General features: G+C 31.8%; 18 protein-coding genes and 1 pseudogene. 5 read left to right on the top strand and 14 right to left on the bottom strand.

Annotated elements, in window-relative coordinates; all coding sequences use genetic code 11:
- Nucleotides 1-41 precede the first annotated feature (41 nt).
- Genes vraR through SBL16_RS09950 form a run of 4 tightly spaced genes read right to left on the bottom strand, consistent with a single transcriptional unit; the run spans nucleotide 42 to nucleotide 2,816 of the window.
- Nucleotides 42-671: a two-component system response regulator VraR gene (vraR, locus tag SBL16_RS09965; protein WP_037551137.1), complete on the bottom strand. Its 630-nt coding sequence runs from the start codon at nucleotides 669-671 to the stop codon at nucleotides 42-44.
- Complete coding sequence (locus tag SBL16_RS09960) at nucleotides 661-1,707, bottom strand: sensor histidine kinase (RefSeq protein ID WP_037537960.1); 1,047 nt, start codon at nucleotides 1,705-1,707, stop codon at nucleotides 661-663. Before SBL16_RS09960 ends, vraR begins: the two co-directional genes overlap by 11 nt.
- On the bottom strand, nucleotides 1,704-2,405 hold the full coding sequence (liaF, locus tag SBL16_RS09955; RefSeq protein WP_011275374.1) for a cell wall-active antibiotics response protein LiaF: 702 nt from the start codon (nucleotides 2,403-2,405) through the stop codon (nucleotides 1,704-1,706). The genes SBL16_RS09960 and liaF overlap by 4 nt, the downstream gene beginning before the upstream one ends.
- Nucleotides 2,406-2,429: 24 nt before the next feature.
- Complete coding sequence (locus SBL16_RS09950) at nucleotides 2,430-2,816, bottom strand: hypothetical protein (RefSeq protein WP_037537962.1); 387 nt, start codon at nucleotides 2,814-2,816, stop codon at nucleotides 2,430-2,432.
- Nucleotides 2,817-3,029: 213 nt separating this feature from the next.
- Here SBL16_RS09950 and SBL16_RS09945 point away from each other — a divergent pair, with 213 nt between their 5' ends.
- Both SBL16_RS09945 and SBL16_RS09940 read left to right on the top strand, forming a co-directional pair.
- Nucleotides 3,030-4,037 (top strand): HoxN/HupN/NixA family nickel/cobalt transporter, encoded by a 1,008-nt coding sequence (locus SBL16_RS09945; RefSeq protein ID WP_107612161.1) that lies wholly within the window; start codon nucleotides 3,030-3,032, stop codon nucleotides 4,035-4,037.
- Between the two features lie 68 nt (nucleotides 4,038-4,105).
- Nucleotides 4,106-4,963, top strand: a pseudogene (locus tag SBL16_RS09940) (SDR family oxidoreductase).
- A gap of 114 nt (nucleotides 4,964-5,077) precedes the next feature.
- On the opposite strand, the gene map reads toward SBL16_RS09940, so the two are convergent.
- A complete protein-coding gene (gene map, locus SBL16_RS09935; protein ID WP_011275369.1) occupies nucleotides 5,078-5,830 on the bottom strand; it encodes a type I methionyl aminopeptidase in 753 nt (250 codons plus the stop codon).
- 151 nt (nucleotides 5,831-5,981) lie between these two features.
- Here map and SBL16_RS09930 point away from each other — a divergent pair, with 151 nt between their 5' ends.
- Nucleotides 5,982-6,971: an FUSC family protein gene (locus tag SBL16_RS09930; RefSeq protein WP_053017429.1), complete on the top strand. Its 990-nt coding sequence runs from the start codon at nucleotides 5,982-5,984 to the stop codon at nucleotides 6,969-6,971.
- Nucleotides 6,972-7,035: 64 nt separating this feature from the next.
- Here the strand turns inward: SBL16_RS09930 and SBL16_RS09925 are convergent, their stop codons facing one another.
- Together SBL16_RS09925 and SBL16_RS09920 are read right to left on the bottom strand one after the other, a co-directional pair.
- Nucleotides 7,036-7,752: a type 1 glutamine amidotransferase gene (locus SBL16_RS09925; RefSeq protein WP_107612162.1), complete on the bottom strand. Its 717-nt coding sequence runs from the start codon at nucleotides 7,750-7,752 to the stop codon at nucleotides 7,036-7,038.
- A gap of 2 nt (nucleotides 7,753-7,754) precedes the next feature.
- Nucleotides 7,755-9,065 (bottom strand): Mur ligase family protein, encoded by a 1,311-nt coding sequence (locus tag SBL16_RS09920; RefSeq protein ID WP_107612163.1) that lies wholly within the window; start codon nucleotides 9,063-9,065, stop codon nucleotides 7,755-7,757.
- Between the two features lie 195 nt (nucleotides 9,066-9,260).
- Here SBL16_RS09920 and ftnA point away from each other — a divergent pair, with 195 nt between their 5' ends.
- Complete coding sequence (ftnA, locus tag SBL16_RS09915) at nucleotides 9,261-9,761, top strand: H-type ferritin FtnA (protein ID WP_107612164.1); 501 nt, start codon at nucleotides 9,261-9,263, stop codon at nucleotides 9,759-9,761.
- Nucleotides 9,762-10,015: 254 nt separating this feature from the next.
- Nucleotides 10,016-10,567, top strand: a complete 552-nt coding sequence (locus SBL16_RS09910) for a 3'-5' exonuclease (protein WP_037537979.1) — start codon at nucleotides 10,016-10,018, stop codon at nucleotides 10,565-10,567.
- A gap of 61 nt (nucleotides 10,568-10,628) precedes the next feature.
- On the opposite strand, the gene dinB is transcribed toward SBL16_RS09910, so the two are convergent.
- The 7 genes from dinB to gatC all read right to left on the bottom strand — a co-directional run bounded on the left by dinB (nucleotide 10,629) and on the right by gatC (nucleotide 18,398).
- Complete coding sequence (gene dinB, locus SBL16_RS09905) at nucleotides 10,629-11,699, bottom strand: DNA polymerase IV (RefSeq protein ID WP_317953919.1); 1,071 nt, start codon at nucleotides 11,697-11,699, stop codon at nucleotides 10,629-10,631.
- Nucleotides 11,700-11,813: 114 nt separating this feature from the next.
- Nucleotides 11,814-12,362 carry a DUF3267 domain-containing protein gene (locus tag SBL16_RS09900; RefSeq protein ID WP_037537985.1) on the bottom strand — a complete coding sequence of 183 codons (549 nt, stop codon included), beginning with the start codon at nucleotides 12,360-12,362 and terminating at the stop codon, nucleotides 11,814-11,816.
- A gap of 127 nt (nucleotides 12,363-12,489) precedes the next feature.
- On the bottom strand, nucleotides 12,490-13,854 hold the full coding sequence (gene rlmD, locus SBL16_RS09895) for a 23S rRNA (uracil(1939)-C(5))-methyltransferase RlmD (protein WP_053018856.1): 1,365 nt from the start codon (nucleotides 13,852-13,854) through the stop codon (nucleotides 12,490-12,492).
- 101 nt (nucleotides 13,855-13,955) lie between these two features.
- Nucleotides 13,956-14,948, bottom strand: coding sequence for a diacylglycerol kinase (locus tag SBL16_RS09890; protein WP_317953917.1), 993 nt, complete (start codon nucleotides 14,946-14,948; stop codon nucleotides 13,956-13,958).
- 248 nt (nucleotides 14,949-15,196) lie between these two features.
- Nucleotides 15,197-16,624, bottom strand: coding sequence for an Asp-tRNA(Asn)/Glu-tRNA(Gln) amidotransferase subunit GatB (gene gatB / locus SBL16_RS09885; protein ID WP_107612167.1), 1,428 nt, complete (start codon nucleotides 16,622-16,624; stop codon nucleotides 15,197-15,199).
- A 12-nt stretch (nucleotides 16,625-16,636) separates the two neighbouring features.
- On the bottom strand, nucleotides 16,637-18,094 hold the full coding sequence (gene gatA, locus SBL16_RS09880; protein ID WP_011275357.1) for an Asp-tRNA(Asn)/Glu-tRNA(Gln) amidotransferase subunit GatA: 1,458 nt from the start codon (nucleotides 18,092-18,094) through the stop codon (nucleotides 16,637-16,639).
- 1 nt (nucleotide 18,095) lies between these two features.
- A complete protein-coding gene (gatC, locus tag SBL16_RS09875) occupies nucleotides 18,096-18,398 on the bottom strand; it encodes an Asp-tRNA(Asn)/Glu-tRNA(Gln) amidotransferase subunit GatC (RefSeq protein WP_011275356.1) in 303 nt (100 codons plus the stop codon).
- Nucleotides 18,399-18,762 lie beyond the last annotated feature (364 nt).

The raw sequence follows: 18,762 nt of genomic DNA, 5'->3' as shown, positions 1-18,762 counted from the left end.
TAATAAAAGGTTGAGGCAACGGTTTATCGCCTCAACCTTTTTTATTGAATCAAATTATGTTGGAATGCATAAATTACGGCTTGTGTTCTATCTTGTACTTCTAATTTACTCAATATATTACTTACATGAGTTTTAACGGTTTTAATTGTAATATGAGAAGCACTCGCTATTTCTTGATTTGAATACCCTTTTGCAATTAATAATAAAATTTCCATTTCACGCTCAGTCAGCATTTCATATAATTCTGCACGTTTCTTCATTCTGTTACGCATCTTAACTAAAACTTCAGGTTCAAATACCGATTCACCATTATAAGTTTTGCGTACTGCGTCGGCTATATCACTAGCACTAGTCGTTTTTAAAATATAGCTATCTACACCAGCATCTAATGCTCTATATACTTCTTTATCTTCAATAAAACTAGTTAACATTACAACTTTAATATGCGGCAAATCTTTTTTGATTTGAGTAGTTGCTTCGACACCATCCATGTCATCCATTAATAAATCCATAAGAATTAAATCAGGTTTTAATTCATGAGCTTTTGCAATGGCGTCTTTACCAGATTCCCCTTCTCCAACTATCTCAATGTCAGATTGTGTTGATAGATAACTTGATATCCCAATTCTAACCATTTCATGGTCATCAACGAACAAAACTTTAATCGTCATTATTATCATCCTCCTTATTTAACGGTGCTTTAACTTCTATTCTCGTTCCAGAATCCGGTAACGAAACAATATGGAATGTCGCACCAATTTCTAATGCGCGTTCCCTCATATTTTTTAATCCATAACTTTGTTCTAATTTCTCGTCAACATTGAATCCTTTACCATTATCTTGAATTCGAAGTAATAGATAATCTTGTTGGTTAAATAATTCCACTGTAACTTTAGATCCATTAGAATGTCTTAACGTATTTGATATAGCCTCTTGTGTAATTCTAAATAAATGATCTTCTATACCTTTAGGCACCTTAAAATCTTGAATATCGTGTATGACTTTCATAGGCACTTTCTTTTGCAAATCAATAACTAAATCTTTGATACCTTCACCTAGAGATTTATCTTTCAGTCCTAAAGGTCTTAAATGAAGTAACAATGCGCGCATTTCAAGTTGAGATTCCTGTACCATTTTCTCTAATACTGGTATTTGTTGATCAAGCGGTGCCTCTAATTTTGTTTCTTTTATTGCAGATAACATCATGCTTGCTGCAAAAAGTTGTTGACTAACAGAGTCGTGTAACTCGCGAGCTAATCTCTGTCGTTCATCCTCAATGATTTTCTTAACTTTAACATCATTCATATTATAATTCTCATTAGTTAAGTTTTGCGTTTTCATTCGTAAACGGTGTAACTCTTGATTCAACGGAACTAATGTTTGATAAATATCTATGGTTTCGTTATAGAGCTCAATGTTTTGATCATTAATACCTACTGTTTCTCCTTCAATGGCATGCTCGATTTGCGACTTAATCCACTGATTTTGTTGATTAATTTTATATGCGAGAATTGAACCTACTATAATACAAAGTAAAATGATGACTAAATTTAAAAATAGAAAAACAGGTATCCCAAAAATTTGAGTATAAAACATACCTTGGAAATAGATAATATTAACAAATACTTTATCTATAAATAAGAACGCGGTTAACATGCTATAAACTAGTATAAGCATTGAACCGATAGCTCTTAAGTAGTGGTTCATCGATAAATCACCTCAACATCTCCTATGAATGTTGAAACATAAACATTGACATTATAATTCTCTTCTTTAGGCTTCTCTTCAACTTGGATATGATTATTTTCAACTTTATACGATTGGCCATTTAAATAAGCATTTCCATATAGAGCAGCCATGTGTAAATTAATATTATAATTCAATGGTACCACTAACTGAATTTTCCCTAAAATATGTCTTACTACTATCGTATTATTCTCTTTAATATTTGCGGCTTTTGTCATATCAATGTGTATATCACCAACACCATGTTGAATTTGTACATCTTCCCATTTATAAACATATACTGGTGTGCGTTGCTCTCCAAACCACTTTTGTTTAATAAATTGAGGTGATGTAACTTCATCTTCTGAAGCAATCACTTTTAAAGGTTTAAACTTAAAAATGAGATATCTAATGATTACGATAACTAGAAAGACAAATAATATTATGATGGTATATTTATTCGACAATAGAGTAAATGCTATAAGCAATGCACCTATCCAAAACGCTAAGAGACCCCTTACTTTATGAAAGTAAAGGTAGCCTACATAAACTAATATACATCCTAAAAGTAATACAAATAGGTAGCCTATTTTCTCAAAAAAGATGTAATAAAAATTGGCAATAATCATTAATGCCGTAAATATGATTAATAACTCTGTCGATATATATTTTCGAGTCAATGTGTCGCCTCCTATTCCTTTCAATTAAGCTACTACACTCATTTGTTCAATTATGTCACATTGGCCTTGTGTTGTGATCTTTTCTTTAGAGCAACGATGAATATCCGCTTCAATTCTTGCACAATAGGCTTCAAATAGATCAAGCTGTCTTTTAAGACCTTCAATTTCATAATTATTAATTTCTTGTGCATGTTTAATATTATACGTATTAGTAATATCAATATATTTATTTTCTAATGTTGCAGTTAAACTGTCAATCAACTTATTCATTTGCGTTTTCTTTTCTTTTAAATATTCAATGTAATTTTCAATGCTCTTTAATTTTTGATCTAAACTAATTTTGTAATCATTAATGTTTCGTTTAATAACTACTTTAAGAAAGTGTTGTAAATATAAGTCCATATAATTCATAGAACCACCTCGTCCTTGATTAAGCTCAATTATAGTTTAAAGTGACTTAAACTCATATAGGCTCTAGGACCATCTTACTCTCATACTTTAGTACGATGTTTATTATTTCTATAGAATTCATATAAAATTCATGTAAGTTATACCTCAAATTTTATTTTCAACTTAAACAGGTGTATGATTAATTATATTTATTTTTGAAAGAAGGTAACATCAATGATTAACACACATCGTCTTAATTGGCTTCCTTATGTACTTATTGTGACTTCACTTCACATTCTGGGTTTTGGCTTCCTCTATTTAGCAAATACTAATCATCTACTACTAGGTATGGGATTACTTGCTTATACATTAGGACTTCGACACGCTTTTGATGCAGACCATATAGCTGCTATTGATAATACAGTGCGTAAATTAATCCAACAACAACGTAATCCAGTGGGTGTAGGTTTCTACTTCTCAATTGGACATTCTACAGTAGTCTTTTTTATGGCTGTCTTTTTAGGCATTTCAATTAAATGGGCTAAAGATGCATTACCCCACTTTCAAGAAATTGGTGGAATTATTGGCACTCTCGTTTCAGGAACATTTTTAATTCTCATAGGTATATTAAATCTAATGATATTAATTTCTTTAATAACTTTATTTTTAAAGTTTCGCAAAGACAAAATTAATGATGAGAAGTTAAATGATTTATTAGATACACGTGGCTTTGTTTCTCGTATGGTCGGACCATACTTTAAATTTATTAGTCATAGTTGGCATGTCTTGCCACTAGGCTTTCTATTCGGTTTAGGATTTGATACTGCTAGTGAAATCTCATTGCTAGCTTTATCTTCAGGTGCGTCACAGCAAGCAATTTCATTCGTAGGTATATTATCTTTACCTATATTGTTTGCTGCCGGAATGAGTTTGCTAGATACATTAGACGGTATACTGATGACTTCTGCTTATAATTGGGCATTCTTCAATCCTATTCGGAAAATTTATTACAATATTACAATTACTGCTATATCTGTTATTGCTGCGCTATTAATTGGTACTGTTGAATTACTACAAATACTAGTTGATAAGCTTCAATTAAAAGGTTCTTTCTGGGAATTTATTGAAAACATACAATTTGATAATATAGGTTATATTTTAGTGATTTTATTTATTATCAGTTGGCTCATTTCCACTTTAATTTGGAAATTTGGCAAAGTTGAACAACGATGGTCTTCATAGATTCATTTCTTTGACATTATTCGTAGAATAGTTAATACTTTAGTGACTTTCACAAAGGAGATTATGATATGAATAAAACTATTGCTCTAGTTACTGGTGCTTCATCAGGACTAGGATTTGAAACATCGCTCATGCTGGCTGAAAAAGGATTTCAAGTATATGCCACGATGCGTAATTTAGAAAAACAAATGAATTTAAAAAATGAAGCGACTAAAAGAAATGTAGACCTAACCATTTTAGAATTGGATGTAACCAAATTAGATGGTATTAAATCTGCTGTTGAATTCATTATACAAGTAGAAGGTCGTATAGACATTTTGATTAACAATGCTGGCGCCGGCTTTAATAAAACTACAGAATAAGCAACCGATGAAGAAATAAATTGGCAACTTAATTTAAATTTAATGGGTGTTATTCGAATGACCAAAGCTGTATTACCAATCATGAGATCACAAAGAGAAGGTCGTGTTATCAATATTTCGTCAGTTGGAGGCCTAGTTGGGCAACCTTTCAACGAAATATATTGTGCCGCTAAGTTTGGTGTTGAAGGTTATACAGAATCTTTAGCAAGTTATATTCAACCTGAATTCAATATTAAATTTACTATTATTGAACCTGGTGGCATACAATCTGAATTTATGCCCAACATAATGAACCACCTAACTCAAACTGGTGGCATACAAGAAGATGAATATACGCACTTATACAATTCATATATCAGTGGTATTAAAGAAAATTATGGGCATGATGCTTCTCAAAGTTCACATGAAGTTGCGCAAGTCATTTTAAAAACTATTGAAATGAAAGAACCACCTATTAGAACGCGTACGTCTGATTGGTCTGAAACTTTCACAAAAATTAAAACCAAACTAGACCCAGATGGCAAACAACAGCAGCAACAAGTCTATAAATTATTAGGTAAATAACTTTATAAAACTAACTAATATAAACTTAAAAAACCAGTAAATGAGCGTTGTCATCTCATTTACTGGTTAATTTATATATATCGAATTTTTAATTAAAAGTAATTAAATATGAAATTAATCAATTTTTGTAGTTAATAATGGTCCATCTTTAGTAACGATAACCGTATGTTCGATTTGAGCGACAAAACTTTTATCTCTAGTTTCGAAGGCCCATTCGTTTTTACCTTCTGTTACAAAAGTTGCTTTAGAAGAAATAAATGGCTCTACTGCAATTACAACCCCTTCTTTAAGTAAAGTTTTATCTTTAGGGTCATAATAGTTCATAACATGGTTAGGCGCCTCATGTAGTGATTGACCTACACCATGCCCAGTTAGATTTTTAATGACAGTTAAATCATTTTGACGTGCTGTTGCATGTACTGCTTTACCGATATTACTTAATTTAGTTCCTGGTTTAACTTTTGCCATTGCATTTTCAAATGCCATTAGTGCAACATCACATACTTTTTGTTTAAGTGGGTCACTTGCTTCGCCCACAACAAAAGAAATACCTGTATCAGCGTAATAACCATTTTTTAAGGCTGATACATCAATATTAACTAAATCTCCTTCACGAATGATTCGTTTGCCAGGAATACCATGCGCTACTTCTTCATTAACACTTATACATGTTTGTCCAGGGAAATTCTCATCATGAATAGGTGCTGAAATAGCACCATGTTCTTCAAATAAATCTTTAGCTATATTGTCTAATTCTTTAGTTGTAATACCTGGTTTAGTAGCTTCTTGCATAGTATCTCTAACCTTAGCACAAATGTAACCTATCTCTTTTAAGGCTTGTAATTCTTCTTCTGTTTTTACAATCATAATATCCCGTTCCTTTTTAAATTGTGATTACATCTTATTATACCAAAAAAATTTTGATATACTAAATATACAAAAAATGAAGCGCAAAATAATTTCTGTTTAAAAGATAAAATTATAATTGTTATTTTCGTACAACGAGAGGATTTATCATATGGATAAATGGTACAAGAAAATTATAGGAGCGAGAACAATCAAAACTGGCTTAGCAACCTTTTTAACATCGCTATTTTGTTTGATGCTTGATCTCACTCCAATCTTCGCTATATTAACTGCTATTGTAACTATCGAACCTACTGCAAAGGCATCATTAAAAAAAGGTTATAGAAGATTGCCCGCAACGGTTATTGGTGCATTATTTGCTGTACTTTTTACTTTTATTTTTGGTGACCAATCGGCTTTAACGTATACGTTCAGTGCACTTTTTACTATCTTAGTTTGCACTAAATTAAACTTACAAGTTGGTACTACTGTTGCGGTGTTAACATCGGTTGCCATGATACCTGGCATACACGACGCCTATTTATTCAACTTTTTTTCAAGATTATTAACTGCATTAATCGGTTTGGTTACAGCAGGATTGGTCAATTTTATAGTTCTGCCTCCTAAATATTATCAGCAAATTGAAGATAATTTAACGCAATCCGAATATAAAATGTATGAGTTGTTCTCTTCAAGATGTAACGAATTATTATTAGGAAAATTTGATTCTGATCATAGTAATGATCTTTTAAATAAGTTGATGGGTGTAATAAACAAGACTGAAACTTTAACCGGCTATCAAAAAGACGAATTACGTTATCATAAAAACAAAGAAGATGAATGGAAACGATTAAAAAATATTTCGAACCGTTCCTATATCGATAGATTACTGGCTACTCACCTATCAAATATTATATATTTACCTAAGCACATACATTTAGTTTTTACGCCTGAGGAAAAAATAGCTATTATTAAAATTAGTAATAGCGTCAATAATATTATCAAAAGCAATCATTTTGAGCCTCACCGTTCATCTGCATCAACACTTAAATCTTCTGTCAAACGCTTAGAAGAATTTGATCAGAATCAAATCAAAAGTCATGTCATTTATGAAATACTTCTAATCTATAAATTATTAGATAGTAGATATAATGACAAATAAAAAATGACGTACTGGAAAATTTCTATAGATCCGGTACGTCATTTTTAATTGTTTATTATATTTGTTATTTTTTTGATCTTTCTATAATAACTCGTTTAGCCGCTTCTTCTTCAGTGTTATCTAATTGTTTAGGTTCAAAAGGTATACCTTTACGTTCGCAGGCTTTTTCTAATAAATAATCAGTCAGTTCATGATTCTTTGGAAGGATAGGTCCATGTAAATATGTTCCTAATAAATTTTTATAGTGAATACCTTCTTGTTTATCATCATCATTATTACCGTAACCAACCGTAACGTGTCCTAACGTACCAAAATTATGATGTGTTCGACCACCATGATTCTCGAAGCCAACTATCGTTCCAAATGTGTCACTCTCGATTACTATATCACCAGTTAATCGTTCAGTTCGTGACTCAGTATAGAAATCTAAGATACCTAAACCTTCAAGTTCAGTTCCATCAGGCGTAATATATTTTGTTCCTAAAAATTGATAACCACCACAAATCGTTAATCCTGGCATACCATCTTCAATAGCATTTTTAAGTGTAGTCTTTATCTTACTTAATTCCTTAGTAGCAATACTTTGTTCTCTATCACTGCCACCGCCGATAAAGAAGATATCACAATTATCAAGCGTCACACCTTCAGTTTGGTTAACTTCTACTACATTTAATTGAATACCACGTTTCTTTGCTCTTTGTTTGAGCGCAATAATATTTCCTATATCACTATATAAATTTAATTTATCTGACATAAAATGATAAACGGTTAATTCATTCATATTTATTGCCCTCCTTTAAATGTACGATTAAGTTGTTCTAACATTGGAGATAAAGATGTGTAGTTAGGAATAGCTACCGTGAAACCTTCATAATTCATTGTCATTGCAGTTGCTTTATAAATATCTTTTTCAAGTATAATTGGAACATTTACTTCGGCTAATTTCAGACGTAATTGTAATTCTTCAGCTCGAGTCCCTGTAACAATGATCGTTTCAATATTTTGTTCGCTTAATTTCTCGAAATCGGCATCATAAATCCAAGAAGTATCACGACCATCAGCAGCATTATCATTTAGACTAATGACATATACTTTTTTACCTTCTAACTGTTCTCCTACTGATAAACTAGCATTCATACCTGCAGGATTCTTAGCTAAATTAATCATAGCTTCTTTATGATCAAGTTTGAAATATTGCATACGACCATTATCTGAAGTATATGATTCGAAACCAATTCGAATAGACTCATCATTGAGCCCTAATTCTCTCAACACAGTATAGGCTGCTAGTGCATTATAAGCGTTGAAGTCTCCGGCAATTTTCATGTTAAATGTTGTTTCATTTATATTTAATGCTAAGAACGGTGATACTGTGAATGATGAAACTTCATATTTAGGTAATTCACGTTTGAATCCACATGAACAATGGTAATGACCGATTTGATTATAATGAATGTAATCGTATGCTAATAATTTGCCACAATTTGGGCAATACTTACTCTCATTCATAGTACTTTGCTCAAACTCATGCGCGTGTGCTTTCATACCATAATAAATGATAGAGTCACTAGCTATTTTAAGTCGACTTACAAAAGGATCATCTGCATTGAGTAACAATTTAATTCCTTTATTACTAATTGACTTAGCTATATTATTTACCATTATATCTATTTCGCCAAAGCGATCCATTTGATCACGGAAGAAATTAGTAAATATCATCATTGATGGAGTGACTTCTTTTAAAACTCGAGGAATAGATCCTTCATCGATTTCAATAACCGCTACTTTAGTATTTTTAGTGCTCTGCATGATAAAGGCAGATGTGATACCTGCTGCCATATTAGCACCTTCATTATTATGTATAATTTCAATATGATTTGCTTTTAATGTATGTCCTATAAGATTAGATGTAGTCGTTTTACCATTAGTCCCACTAATAAAAACGATGTCATCTACTTGTGCAGCTAATTTTCTTAATATATTTTGATCCACTTTGCGGGCAACTTGTCCAGGTAAATCTGTACCTTTCTTCCCAGCAGCGATACTAGCCTTACGAGCCAATTTCGCTAAGTGCGTTGCAGTCCATTGTCTCATGTGCTTCCTCCTCATATAAATCACTTGAATAATTATAACACGTAAAGGGTATAACAAAAAACATTCTCAATTAAAAATAACAAGTTACATTCTAGATTATAATAATTATTATTTACTAATGAGAATAGATTTGTTATACTCTTAATGAACAAAGACAAAATCAATTACAAAATCTTAAATAGAGGTGACTTAATTATGCTAAGTAAAGACTTGTTAGAACCACTTAATGATCAAATGAACCATGAATATTTCGCAGCTCATGCTTATATGGCAATGGCAGCTTATTGCGATGATGCTTCATATGAAGGTTTCGCTAACTTCTATATCCAACAAGCTAAAGAAGAACGTTTCCACGGTAAAAAAATCTATGATTATATCAACGATCGTGGTGAACATGCTGAATTTAAATCAATACCAGCGCCTAAAACTGAATTTAAATCTATCCTTGAAACATTTAAAGATGGATTAGCACAGGAACAAGATGTTACTCGTCGTTTTTACAATTTATCTGAAATAGCTCAAAAAGATAAAGACTATGCTACGATTTCTTTCTTAAACTGGTTCTTAGATGAGCAAGTTGAAGAAGAATCAACATTTGAAACACATATTGATTATTTAAACCGTATTGGCGATGACTGCAATACTTTATATTTATATGAAAAAGAATTAGCAGCTCGTTCATTTGATGAAGAATAACTTTTATCTCATGGTTTAATTATGATTGAGACAAATGATTTTTAGTACTTGCCTAGTACATGTAAGTAACTAACATGCACAAAAAGGTATAATGCTAGTTATTCATAAGACTCATAAATATTACTGGAGTGGATAATGAATTCGAAATGAATTCATTTCCACTCTTTTTTATTTTAAGAATGCAACATTCTGGAATTATATTTATATTTTTAGCTAAAATAAAAGAATCAATACTTGAAAGGACAGTGTTAGGAATGGAAAATGCCTTTATTGCATTAGACTTCGAAACTGCAAACGGTAAACGTACAAGTATTTGCTCTGTAGGTATGGTCAAAGTAGTTAACAATGAGATTGTGGAATCTTTTTATACTTTAGTTAACCCTTTTGATTATTTCTCTCAGACAAATATTGAGGTTCACGGTATTACACCTGAAGACGTAAATGATGCTCCTAGTTTTGAATATGTATTCCCCTATATGATGCAATTTATTGATAATTTACCTGTTGTTGCTCATAATGCTGCTTTTGATATGAATGTACTACATCAAAGTTTAAAACAGTTAAATATAGAAACACCCTCCATGATTTACTTCTGTTCATATCAACTTGCTAAACGTACAATTGATGCATATCGTTACGGACTAAAACATTTAATGAAACATTATAAATTAGACTTTCACGGTCATCATGATGCACTCAACGATGCTAAAGCATGTGCAATGATTACGTTTAGATTATTAAAACACTATGACAATTTACAAAGTATGCTCCAAATTTATGGCAAAAATTTAAAAGATAAAGGTTAACCCACATGAATTGCAATTACTGGTTTAGTTTAATTGCTAAAGTCATCATGAACCTTTATCTTTATATAAAATCATAAATCGTCATATTCTCATATGTTGACTGTTCTAAATTGCCAACCGTTACACCGATTAACCTTATTGGAACATCAGGATCCTTCAAATCATTATATAAATCATAAGCTACATTATATATATCAATATCTCTACTTACTGCCTCTCTCAAATTTCTTTGCTTAGAAAATGTTTCATATTGATAAGTTTTTAATTTAACTGTTACGGTACTACCTGATTTTTGTAACTTGGATAAACGTTCTGCTGTCTTGCCAGATAGTTCCCATATTTTTTGTAAAATTTCTTCATCATCATTCACATCAGTTGAAAATGTTCGTTCAGTACCCACGGATTTACGTACTCTCGTTGCTTTTACTTCACTATGATCAATTCCTCGCGCTTTAAGATATAAGCCACGACCTCTTTTTCCGAACCAACGTATTAATTCAAATTCAGTTTTATCATACAAATCTTTACCTGTATATATATCATGGTTATGCATGACTTTTTTCGATGCTTTACCCACACCTGGAAAGTCACCAATATCAAGATTCATTAAAATATCGTTTACATTATTATAATCGATAACCTTCATGCCATTAGGCTTATTCATACCACTTGCTAATTTTGCTAAAAATTTATTATAAGATACACCTGCCGAAGAAGTTAAACCAGTTTGTTCAAATATGTCGCGTCGAATAAACGTTGCGATTTTGGATGCAGACAAGTCAGGTCTAACAAGGTGAGTAATATCTAAATACGCTTCATCCAATGACATTGGTTCTACAATATCTGTATAACTTTTAAATATAGACATAATCACGGCAGAGGCTTCTCTATAAGCGTCAAATCTTGCTCTTACATAATATCCATTAGGACATAATTTATGCGCTTGAGACATTGGCATTGCAGAATGAACCCCATATTTTCTAGCCTCGTAAGAAGCAGTAGAAACCACACCACGAGTACTTGCCTTACCACCTACAATTACAGGTTTACCTTTTAATTTAGGGTTATCTCGCATTTCTACTTGTGCAAAAAAGTAATCCATATCTATATGAATTATCCTTCTTTCGGCCATCGTCTCACCTCTTTTAAAATAAACTAAATAAAATAAGCCTCAATATAATTATAATGTGACTAGCAACAAATCTCATGAAATGTGCACATAAATAATTATATTGAGACTCACTATTTATTCAAATTCGTTATTAGCTTGTATAGGTCGTTGATGATACATAATTAAACCTTCATCTGATGGATGTACATATTCAAATTTATTAGTAAATGTAATACCTACTAAATATAAATCAATTAAGCAATATCCAAAATGTATACTTAACATAATAATAATTGAGGAGTATGCGTAAATACTGAAAATAAACATTAATACTCCTGTTAATATAAACATTGGAGCTAGCATTATTGTGCAAAATTGCCATTTATTAAAATATTTTTTGGAAATATGTACTAATAAAAAACCCTTTTTATATTTAAAATGAGGCTGTTCTCCTTTTGAACAGATAAAAAATGAAATTCTATGAATCAGTTCATGTAGTCCTAAAATAACTATAAAACCTAAAATACCATATAATAAGTTAGCTAAAAATGTTTGTTCATGAATGGTTGTAAACATAAATGCCCATTTATAAGTAAACACTATCATAAATAAAATCACTACTAATTGAGTTGCCATAAATTTAGGTAAGTTGATTCTATTTGGAGAAAAATCAATTTTCTGCACAATAATGACCTCCAATCTCTGTTAATTTTCAACCATAGTATACACAGTCGATGTTGAGAAAAAAACCTTTTTTATAAGATTTAATGCTCTGTAACCATTTCTTAATATTTGTATTAAAATTTCACGTTTAAGATTTTCTTTCAAATAATGCAACTGTCTCTACATGTGTTGTTTGAGGAAACATATCGACTGGTGTAATTTCTTGCAATTCATATTGTGAATCTAATATCTGAGCATCTCTTTGTTGCGTAGATGGATTACAAGAAATGTAGACAATACGCTTAGGATTTAGTTTGAGCAACGTTTGTAAGAAAGTTTCATCGCACCCTTTTCTCGGGGGATCTACCATAACAACATCTGGTTTGATACCTTGTTGTTTCCATTTTATAATGACTTCTTCTGCTTTTCCACAGACAAAAGTTGTATTTTCAAATCCATTTAAAGTCGCATTTTGTTGTGCATCTTTAATCGCTGACGGCACGATCTCAACTCCATAAACATGTTTCGCTACTGGCGCCATATATAAACCTATCGTACCAATACCGCAATATGTATCAAGAACTGTTTCTTCACCTGTCAATTGCGCATACTCTATAGCTTTCTGATATAATTTTTCAGTCTGAGAAGAATTTATTTGATAGAATGATTGATCACTTATTTTAAATGTAGTGTCACTAAGTTGATCAGCAATCTTATCTTTGCCATATAGCGTTACAGACTGTTCCCCCATAATAACATTGGAATGACTATTATTAATATTTTGTTTAATGCTAGTTATGTTAGGAAAAGTTTCTTTCAGTTTTTCAACTAAAATTGAAGCTTGCTGGAAATTTTTACCATTTGTTACAAAAACGACCATCATATCATCAGAATAATAGCCTGTGCGAATAACTAAATGTCTTAAAAGTCCTTTTTTTGTACTCTCATTATAAACACTAATATCGTAATCAATAATATATTGTTTGACGTGGTTCATAATATCTTGATGTATATCATCTTGGATTAAGCAACTATCCATATCGATAATATCGTGACTTCTTTGTCGATAATATCCCATAATTGCTTTTCCTTCTCTATCTTTACCAATTGGCAACTGTGATTTATTTCTGTAATGCCAGGGATGATCCATACCGATAGTTTTGTTAATGATTGTATTGCTAAATTGTGCTTTTCTATGGAATAAGTTGGTAACTTGTGACTGCTTCATAGCCAATTGGGCATCATACGTCATGTGTTGCAATTGACAACCACCACACTTCCAATAGTATTTACATGGCGGTTCCACGCGTTGCTCACTTGATTTAATAACTTGAAGAAGTTTACCAATAGCAAAATTTTTCTTCACTTTTATAATTTTATATTTAATCATTTCACCAATTAACGCATTTGGCACAAATATCGGATAACGGTCGATTTTAATGACTCCATGCCCTTCATGTGTTAAATCAACAACGTTACCTTGTTTTATTTCATTTTTATTTATGGTTTCCATTATTTCACCCCACATAAAAAGAGGTTAGAGTAGTTTAATCTTGGTTTTGTTTTCATACCTAAGACATCAAAACTATTGCTCAACCTCTTCAACTGTATAATTTATTCTGATATTTCATTGTTTTTTATAATTTCTTTATTCGATGGCTTCTCTTCAATAATGCCATCTTCAACTTGTTGATCTTCAGTTAATTCCTCATTGTATATATCTTTTGGCGTACATACTTCGATATGTCTTTTTAAATTCAAGAAATTAGCTGGTAATTTACCACCATATTCACCATCTGCATTCAGTTGCATTTCAGTAAAGGATGAGATATTAATTGATTTAGCTTTCTCATAAATAACTTTTGGATGTTTAATGCGTTCTCCACGAGATGCTAAAGTCATGATGTGCCCTAGTTCAGCAAGGTTAGCCTTTTCTACAATAATTAATGTGAAATGCCCGTCGTCTAACTTAGCATCAGGAACTAATTTCTCAAATCCTGCCATTGAGTTTGTCAGTCCCAATAAGAATAATAATGCCTCTCCTTGAAAAACTTGATTATCATATTCTATACGCAAATCTACAGCTTTCATTTGAGGTAACATTTCAAATCCTTTAATGTAATACGCAAAGGGACCTACAATTGATTTTAATCGACTTGGCGTCTCATAAGAAACTTGAGTTAATTGACCACCAGCTGCTAGATTGATGAAATAACGATTATTCATTTTTCCTATATCCACTTTAGTCGTGTGATCATCAATAATAACATCAACAGCACCCATAATATCACTTGGTAAGTGTAAGGCTCTACCGAAATCATTCACTGTCCCCATAGGGATGATACCTAATTTAGGGCGATTGGGTTGTTCAGCTATGCCATTAACAACTTCATTAAGTGTGCCATCTCCACCAGCTGCTATAATGATATCATAATCTCTTTTTAGTGCACGTTCAGCTTCAAGCGTGGCATCGCCTTCACGTTCAGTTGCATAAGCACTAGTCTCATAACCGGCACGTTCTAATTTAATTAAAACATCTGGTAAAGTTCTTTTAAAAAGTTCCTTTCCAGAAGTTGGATTATAAATGATTCTTGCACGTTTTCTCATAAATTATCCCTCATCTTTTTATACATATTCTTATATTAAATGATTTATAGGAGAGTTGGAAGTATTTAAATCAATAATCTTTAAAATACATTTATTACACTATTTACAATTAAATAATCATAGCAGTTATAACATTAAAAATAATTGAACTAAAAACACCAAACACCAAAATTAAAAGGCTTGTTCCCTAACCATGATAGGAAACAAACCTTAAATGATGCTTTAATTCATTATGTTTAAATCTTTAATTAACGTTTATCTAATTCTTGTTTTAATATTTGGTTTACTTTTTGAGGATTAGCTTGGCCTTTAGATGCTTTCATAATTTGACCAACTAGGAAGCCCATTGCTTTCCCTTTACCATTTTTATAATCTTCAACAGATTGAGGATTATTATCTAAAGCTTCAGTGACGAATTTAGTTAAAGTAGCTTCATCAGAAATTTGAACTAAACCTTTATCTTTCATGATTTGTTTAGCATCGCCACCATTTTCAGCTAATTCTGGGAAAACTTTTTTAGCAATTTTACTACTCATCGTACCATCTTCAATAAGTTTAATCATACCAGCAAGGTTTTCTGGTGTTAATTTAGTATCTTGTAACTCAACTTGGTTTTTATTTAAATATTCATTAACGCCACCCATTAACCAGTTTGAAGTTAACTTAACGTCTGCACCTTTTTCAATAGCACCTTCAAAGAAATCAGACATTTCTTTAGTAAGTGTTAATACGTGCGCATCGTATTCAGGTAAACCTAAATCATTTACATATTTAGCTTTACGCTCATCTGGTAATTCAGGGATTGTTTGACGTACACGCTCTTTCCATTCTTCATCTACGTATAAAGGTACAATGTCAGGTTCAGGGAAGTAACGATAGTCATCTGAGCCTTCTTTAACACGCATAAGAATTGTTTTACCAGTTGATTCATCAAAGCGCCGTGTCTCTTGTCCAATTGTACCACCGTTTAATAATTCTTCTTCTTGGCGTTTTTCTTCGTACTCTAAACCTTTTCTAACATAGTTAAATGAATTTAGGTTTTTCAATTCAGTTTTTGTACCAAATTCTTCTTGTCCATAAGGACGTAATGAAATATTGGCATCACAACGTAATGAGCCTTCTTCCATTTTACAGTCTGATACACCTGTATATTGAATAATTGAACGTAATTTTTCTAAGTAAGCATAAGCTTCTTTAGGAGATCTAATATCTGGTTCAGATACAATTTCAATTAATGGTGTACCTTGACGGTTTAAGTCTACTAAAGAGTATCCATCTTTATGTGTTGATTTACCAGCATCTTCTTCCATGTGAAGACGTGTAATTCCGATACGTTTTGTTTCACCATCTACTTCAATATCAATATAACCATTTTCCCCAATTGGTTGATCAAATTGAGAAATTTGATAAGCTTTAGGATTATCTGGATAGAAATAGTTTTTACGGTCAAATTTAGAATTTGTAGCGATATCCATATTTAAAGCCATTGATGCACGCATAGCCCAGTCTACAGCACGTCTATTAACAACCGGTAATACACCAGGATATGCTAAATCAATAACATTTGTATTTGAGTTAGGTTCAGCTCCAAAATGTGCTGGTGATGGAGAGAACATTTTTGAGTCTGTTTTTAGCTCAACGTGAACTTCAAGTCCGATAACTGTTTCAAAATGCATTATTTCCACTCCTTATAATTTTTCATATGCGTCATGTAAATTGAATTGTGTTTCATATTGATATGCCACACGATATAACGTCTTTTCATCAAAAGGTTTACCGATAAATTGTAAGCCAATTGGTCTACCGTTTGATTGCCCACAAGGAACAGAAATACCTGGTAAACCAGCTAAGTTAACAGGTGTAGTTAATAAGTCATTAGCATACATAGTTAAAGGATCATCGATTTCATCACCTAAGTTAAACGCAGTAGTTGGTGCAGTTGGACCTACAACAACATCATAGTTTTCAAAAACTTTATCAAAGTCATTTTTGATTAATGTTCTAACTTTTTGTGATTTTTTATAGTAAGCATCATAATAACCAGAACTTAATGCAAATGTACCTAAGAAGATACGACGCTTAACTTCAGCACCAAATCCTTCTGATCTAGACATTTTATATAATTCTTCTAATGATTGCGCTTCTTTTGAATGGTAGCCATAGCGAATACCATCAAAGCGAGCTAAGTTCGCTGATGCTTCTGATGACGCGATAACATAATATGATGGAATACCATATTTCGTATTTGGAAGTGATACTTCATCAACTTCTGCACCTAAAGATTTAAGTGTTTCAACTGCATTCTTAACAGCTTCTTTAACATCTTCATTGATACCTTCACCTAAATATTCTTTTGGTAAAGCAACTTTTAAGCCTTTAATGTCTTTACCAATTTCTGAAGTAAAGTCAACATCTTCAACTGGTGCACTTGTAGAATCATTTCTATCAACGCCTGAAATTGTCTCTAGAACGATAGCGTTATCTTTAACATTTCTAGTGATTGGACCAATTTGGTCTAATGAAGATGCAAAAGCAACTAAACCGAAACGTGATACACGTCCGTAAGTTGGTTTCATACCCACTACACCACAATATGCTGCTGGTTGTCGAATTGAACCACCAGTATCTGAACCTAGACTGAATGGTACTAAACCTGCAGCAACTGCTGCTGCTGAACCACCTGACGAACCACCTGGTACAGCTGTATGATCGAATGGGTTAACAGTTTGTTTGAAATATGATGTTTCAGTAGAACCACCCATAGCAAATTCATCCATGTTGAGTTTACCGATTAGTATCGCATTTTCATCATGTAATTTGTTCATTACAGTAGATTCATAGATTGGAACAAAACCTTCTAACATCTTACTAGCACATGTTGTTTCCACATCTTTAGTAATGATGTTGTCCTTAATTCCCATAGGAATACCAAACAATTTACCTTCCATTTGGCCTTTTGCTTGTAATTCATCTAATTCTTTTGCTTTTTTAATAGCATTATCTTTATCTAGTGCTAAAAATGATTTAATAGTAGGATCCGTTTCTTCAATTGCATCATAGATGTCTTTGACAACTTCTGAAGGCTTAATCTCATTGTTTTTAATCATTTCTGATAATTTTTCAACTGATTCATAACGAATACTCATCTTAAGCTTCCTCCTCATTCATGATAGCTGGTACTTTAAATTGACCATTTTCTGTCTCTTTAGCATTTTTTAATGCAAGTTCTTGAGGAATGCCCTCGATTGCTTCATCATCACGTAACACATTTTGTAAATCTAATACATGATAAGTTGGTTCAATACCTTCTGTATCTGCTGTGTCATTTTGTTTAGCAAAATCTAAGATACTTTCAAGTGTATTAGCCATTTCTTCAGTTTCTTCTTCAGAAATTTGAAGTCTTGCTAAATGTGCTATATGTTCAACCTCTTCACGTGTAACTTTAGTCATTTATTAAAAGCCTCCTTATTACTCATTCATCATAAAATTGTATCAAATTTTCACTTAAAAATCTAAATATTTATTGAGACAACATAACTTCATGTCATTATTGATGATTAATTCATAGGTAAGTAATTAATAAATGTTTTTTAAATAATGTAACTCAATTATTAATTTAACGAAAATACTGACCTAAATTATATATCAAAAATATTTATAATCTTTAATATGCATATTACGTATAATAAAATCAATAAAAAATTATTACATTTTGAAAACGCTTACCATTGTGCTTTGAAAGTGTTTTTCTTTTCAAAAATTAAAATTTATACTTCTCTAAACCATTCACTACATTGTATAATATTACATGTAA

The organism is Staphylococcus sp. NWU MK-U1 (assembly GCF_033283505.1).
Lineage (GTDB): Bacteria > Bacillota > Bacilli > Staphylococcales > Staphylococcaceae > Staphylococcus > Staphylococcus haemolyticus.
This window is presented reverse-complemented; position numbering and strand designations above follow the sequence as displayed.

Bases quoted from the DNA above. Each gene is read 5' to 3' on its own strand.
- vraR (WP_037551137.1), bottom strand. From the start codon at position 671: ATGACGATTAAAGTTTTGTTCGTTGATGACCATGAAATGGTTAGAATT.
- SBL16_RS09960 (WP_037537960.1), bottom strand. From the start codon at position 1,707: ATGAACCACTACTTAAGAGCTATCGGTTCAATGCTTATACTAGTTTAT.
- SBL16_RS09950 (WP_037537962.1), bottom strand. From the start codon at position 2,816: ATGAATTATATGGACTTATATTTACAACACTTTCTTAAAGTAGTTATT.
- SBL16_RS09945 (WP_107612161.1), top strand. From the start codon at position 3,030: ATGATTAACACACATCGTCTTAATTGGCTTCCTTATGTACTTATTGTG.
- map (WP_011275369.1), bottom strand. From the start codon at position 5,830: ATGATTGTAAAAACAGAAGAAGAATTACAAGCCTTAAAAGAGATAGGT.
- SBL16_RS09930 (WP_053017429.1), top strand. From the start codon at position 5,982: ATGGATAAATGGTACAAGAAAATTATAGGAGCGAGAACAATCAAAACT.
- SBL16_RS09925 (WP_107612162.1), bottom strand. From the start codon at position 7,752: ATGAATGAATTAACCGTTTATCATTTTATGTCAGATAAATTAAATTTA.
- SBL16_RS09920 (WP_107612163.1), bottom strand. From the start codon at position 9,065: ATGAGACAATGGACTGCAACGCACTTAGCGAAATTGGCTCGTAAGGCT.
- ftnA (WP_107612164.1), top strand. From the start codon at position 9,261: ATGCTAAGTAAAGACTTGTTAGAACCACTTAATGATCAAATGAACCAT.
- SBL16_RS09910 (WP_037537979.1), top strand. From the start codon at position 10,016: ATGGAAAATGCCTTTATTGCATTAGACTTCGAAACTGCAAACGGTAAA.
- dinB (WP_317953919.1), bottom strand. From the start codon at position 11,699: ATGGCCGAAAGAAGGATAATTCATATAGATATGGATTACTTTTTTGCA.
- rlmD (WP_053018856.1), bottom strand. From the start codon at position 13,854: ATGGAAACCATAAATAAAAATGAAATAAAACAAGGTAACGTTGTTGAT.
- SBL16_RS09890 (WP_317953917.1), bottom strand. From the start codon at position 14,948: ATGAGAAAACGTGCAAGAATCATTTATAATCCAACTTCTGGAAAGGAA.
- gatB (WP_107612167.1), bottom strand. From the start codon at position 16,624: ATGCATTTTGAAACAGTTATCGGACTTGAAGTTCACGTTGAGCTAAAA.
- gatA (WP_011275357.1), bottom strand. From the start codon at position 18,094: ATGAGTATTCGTTATGAATCAGTTGAAAAATTATCAGAAATGATTAAA.
- gatC (WP_011275356.1), bottom strand. From the start codon at position 18,398: ATGACTAAAGTTACACGTGAAGAGGTTGAACATATAGCACATTTAGCA.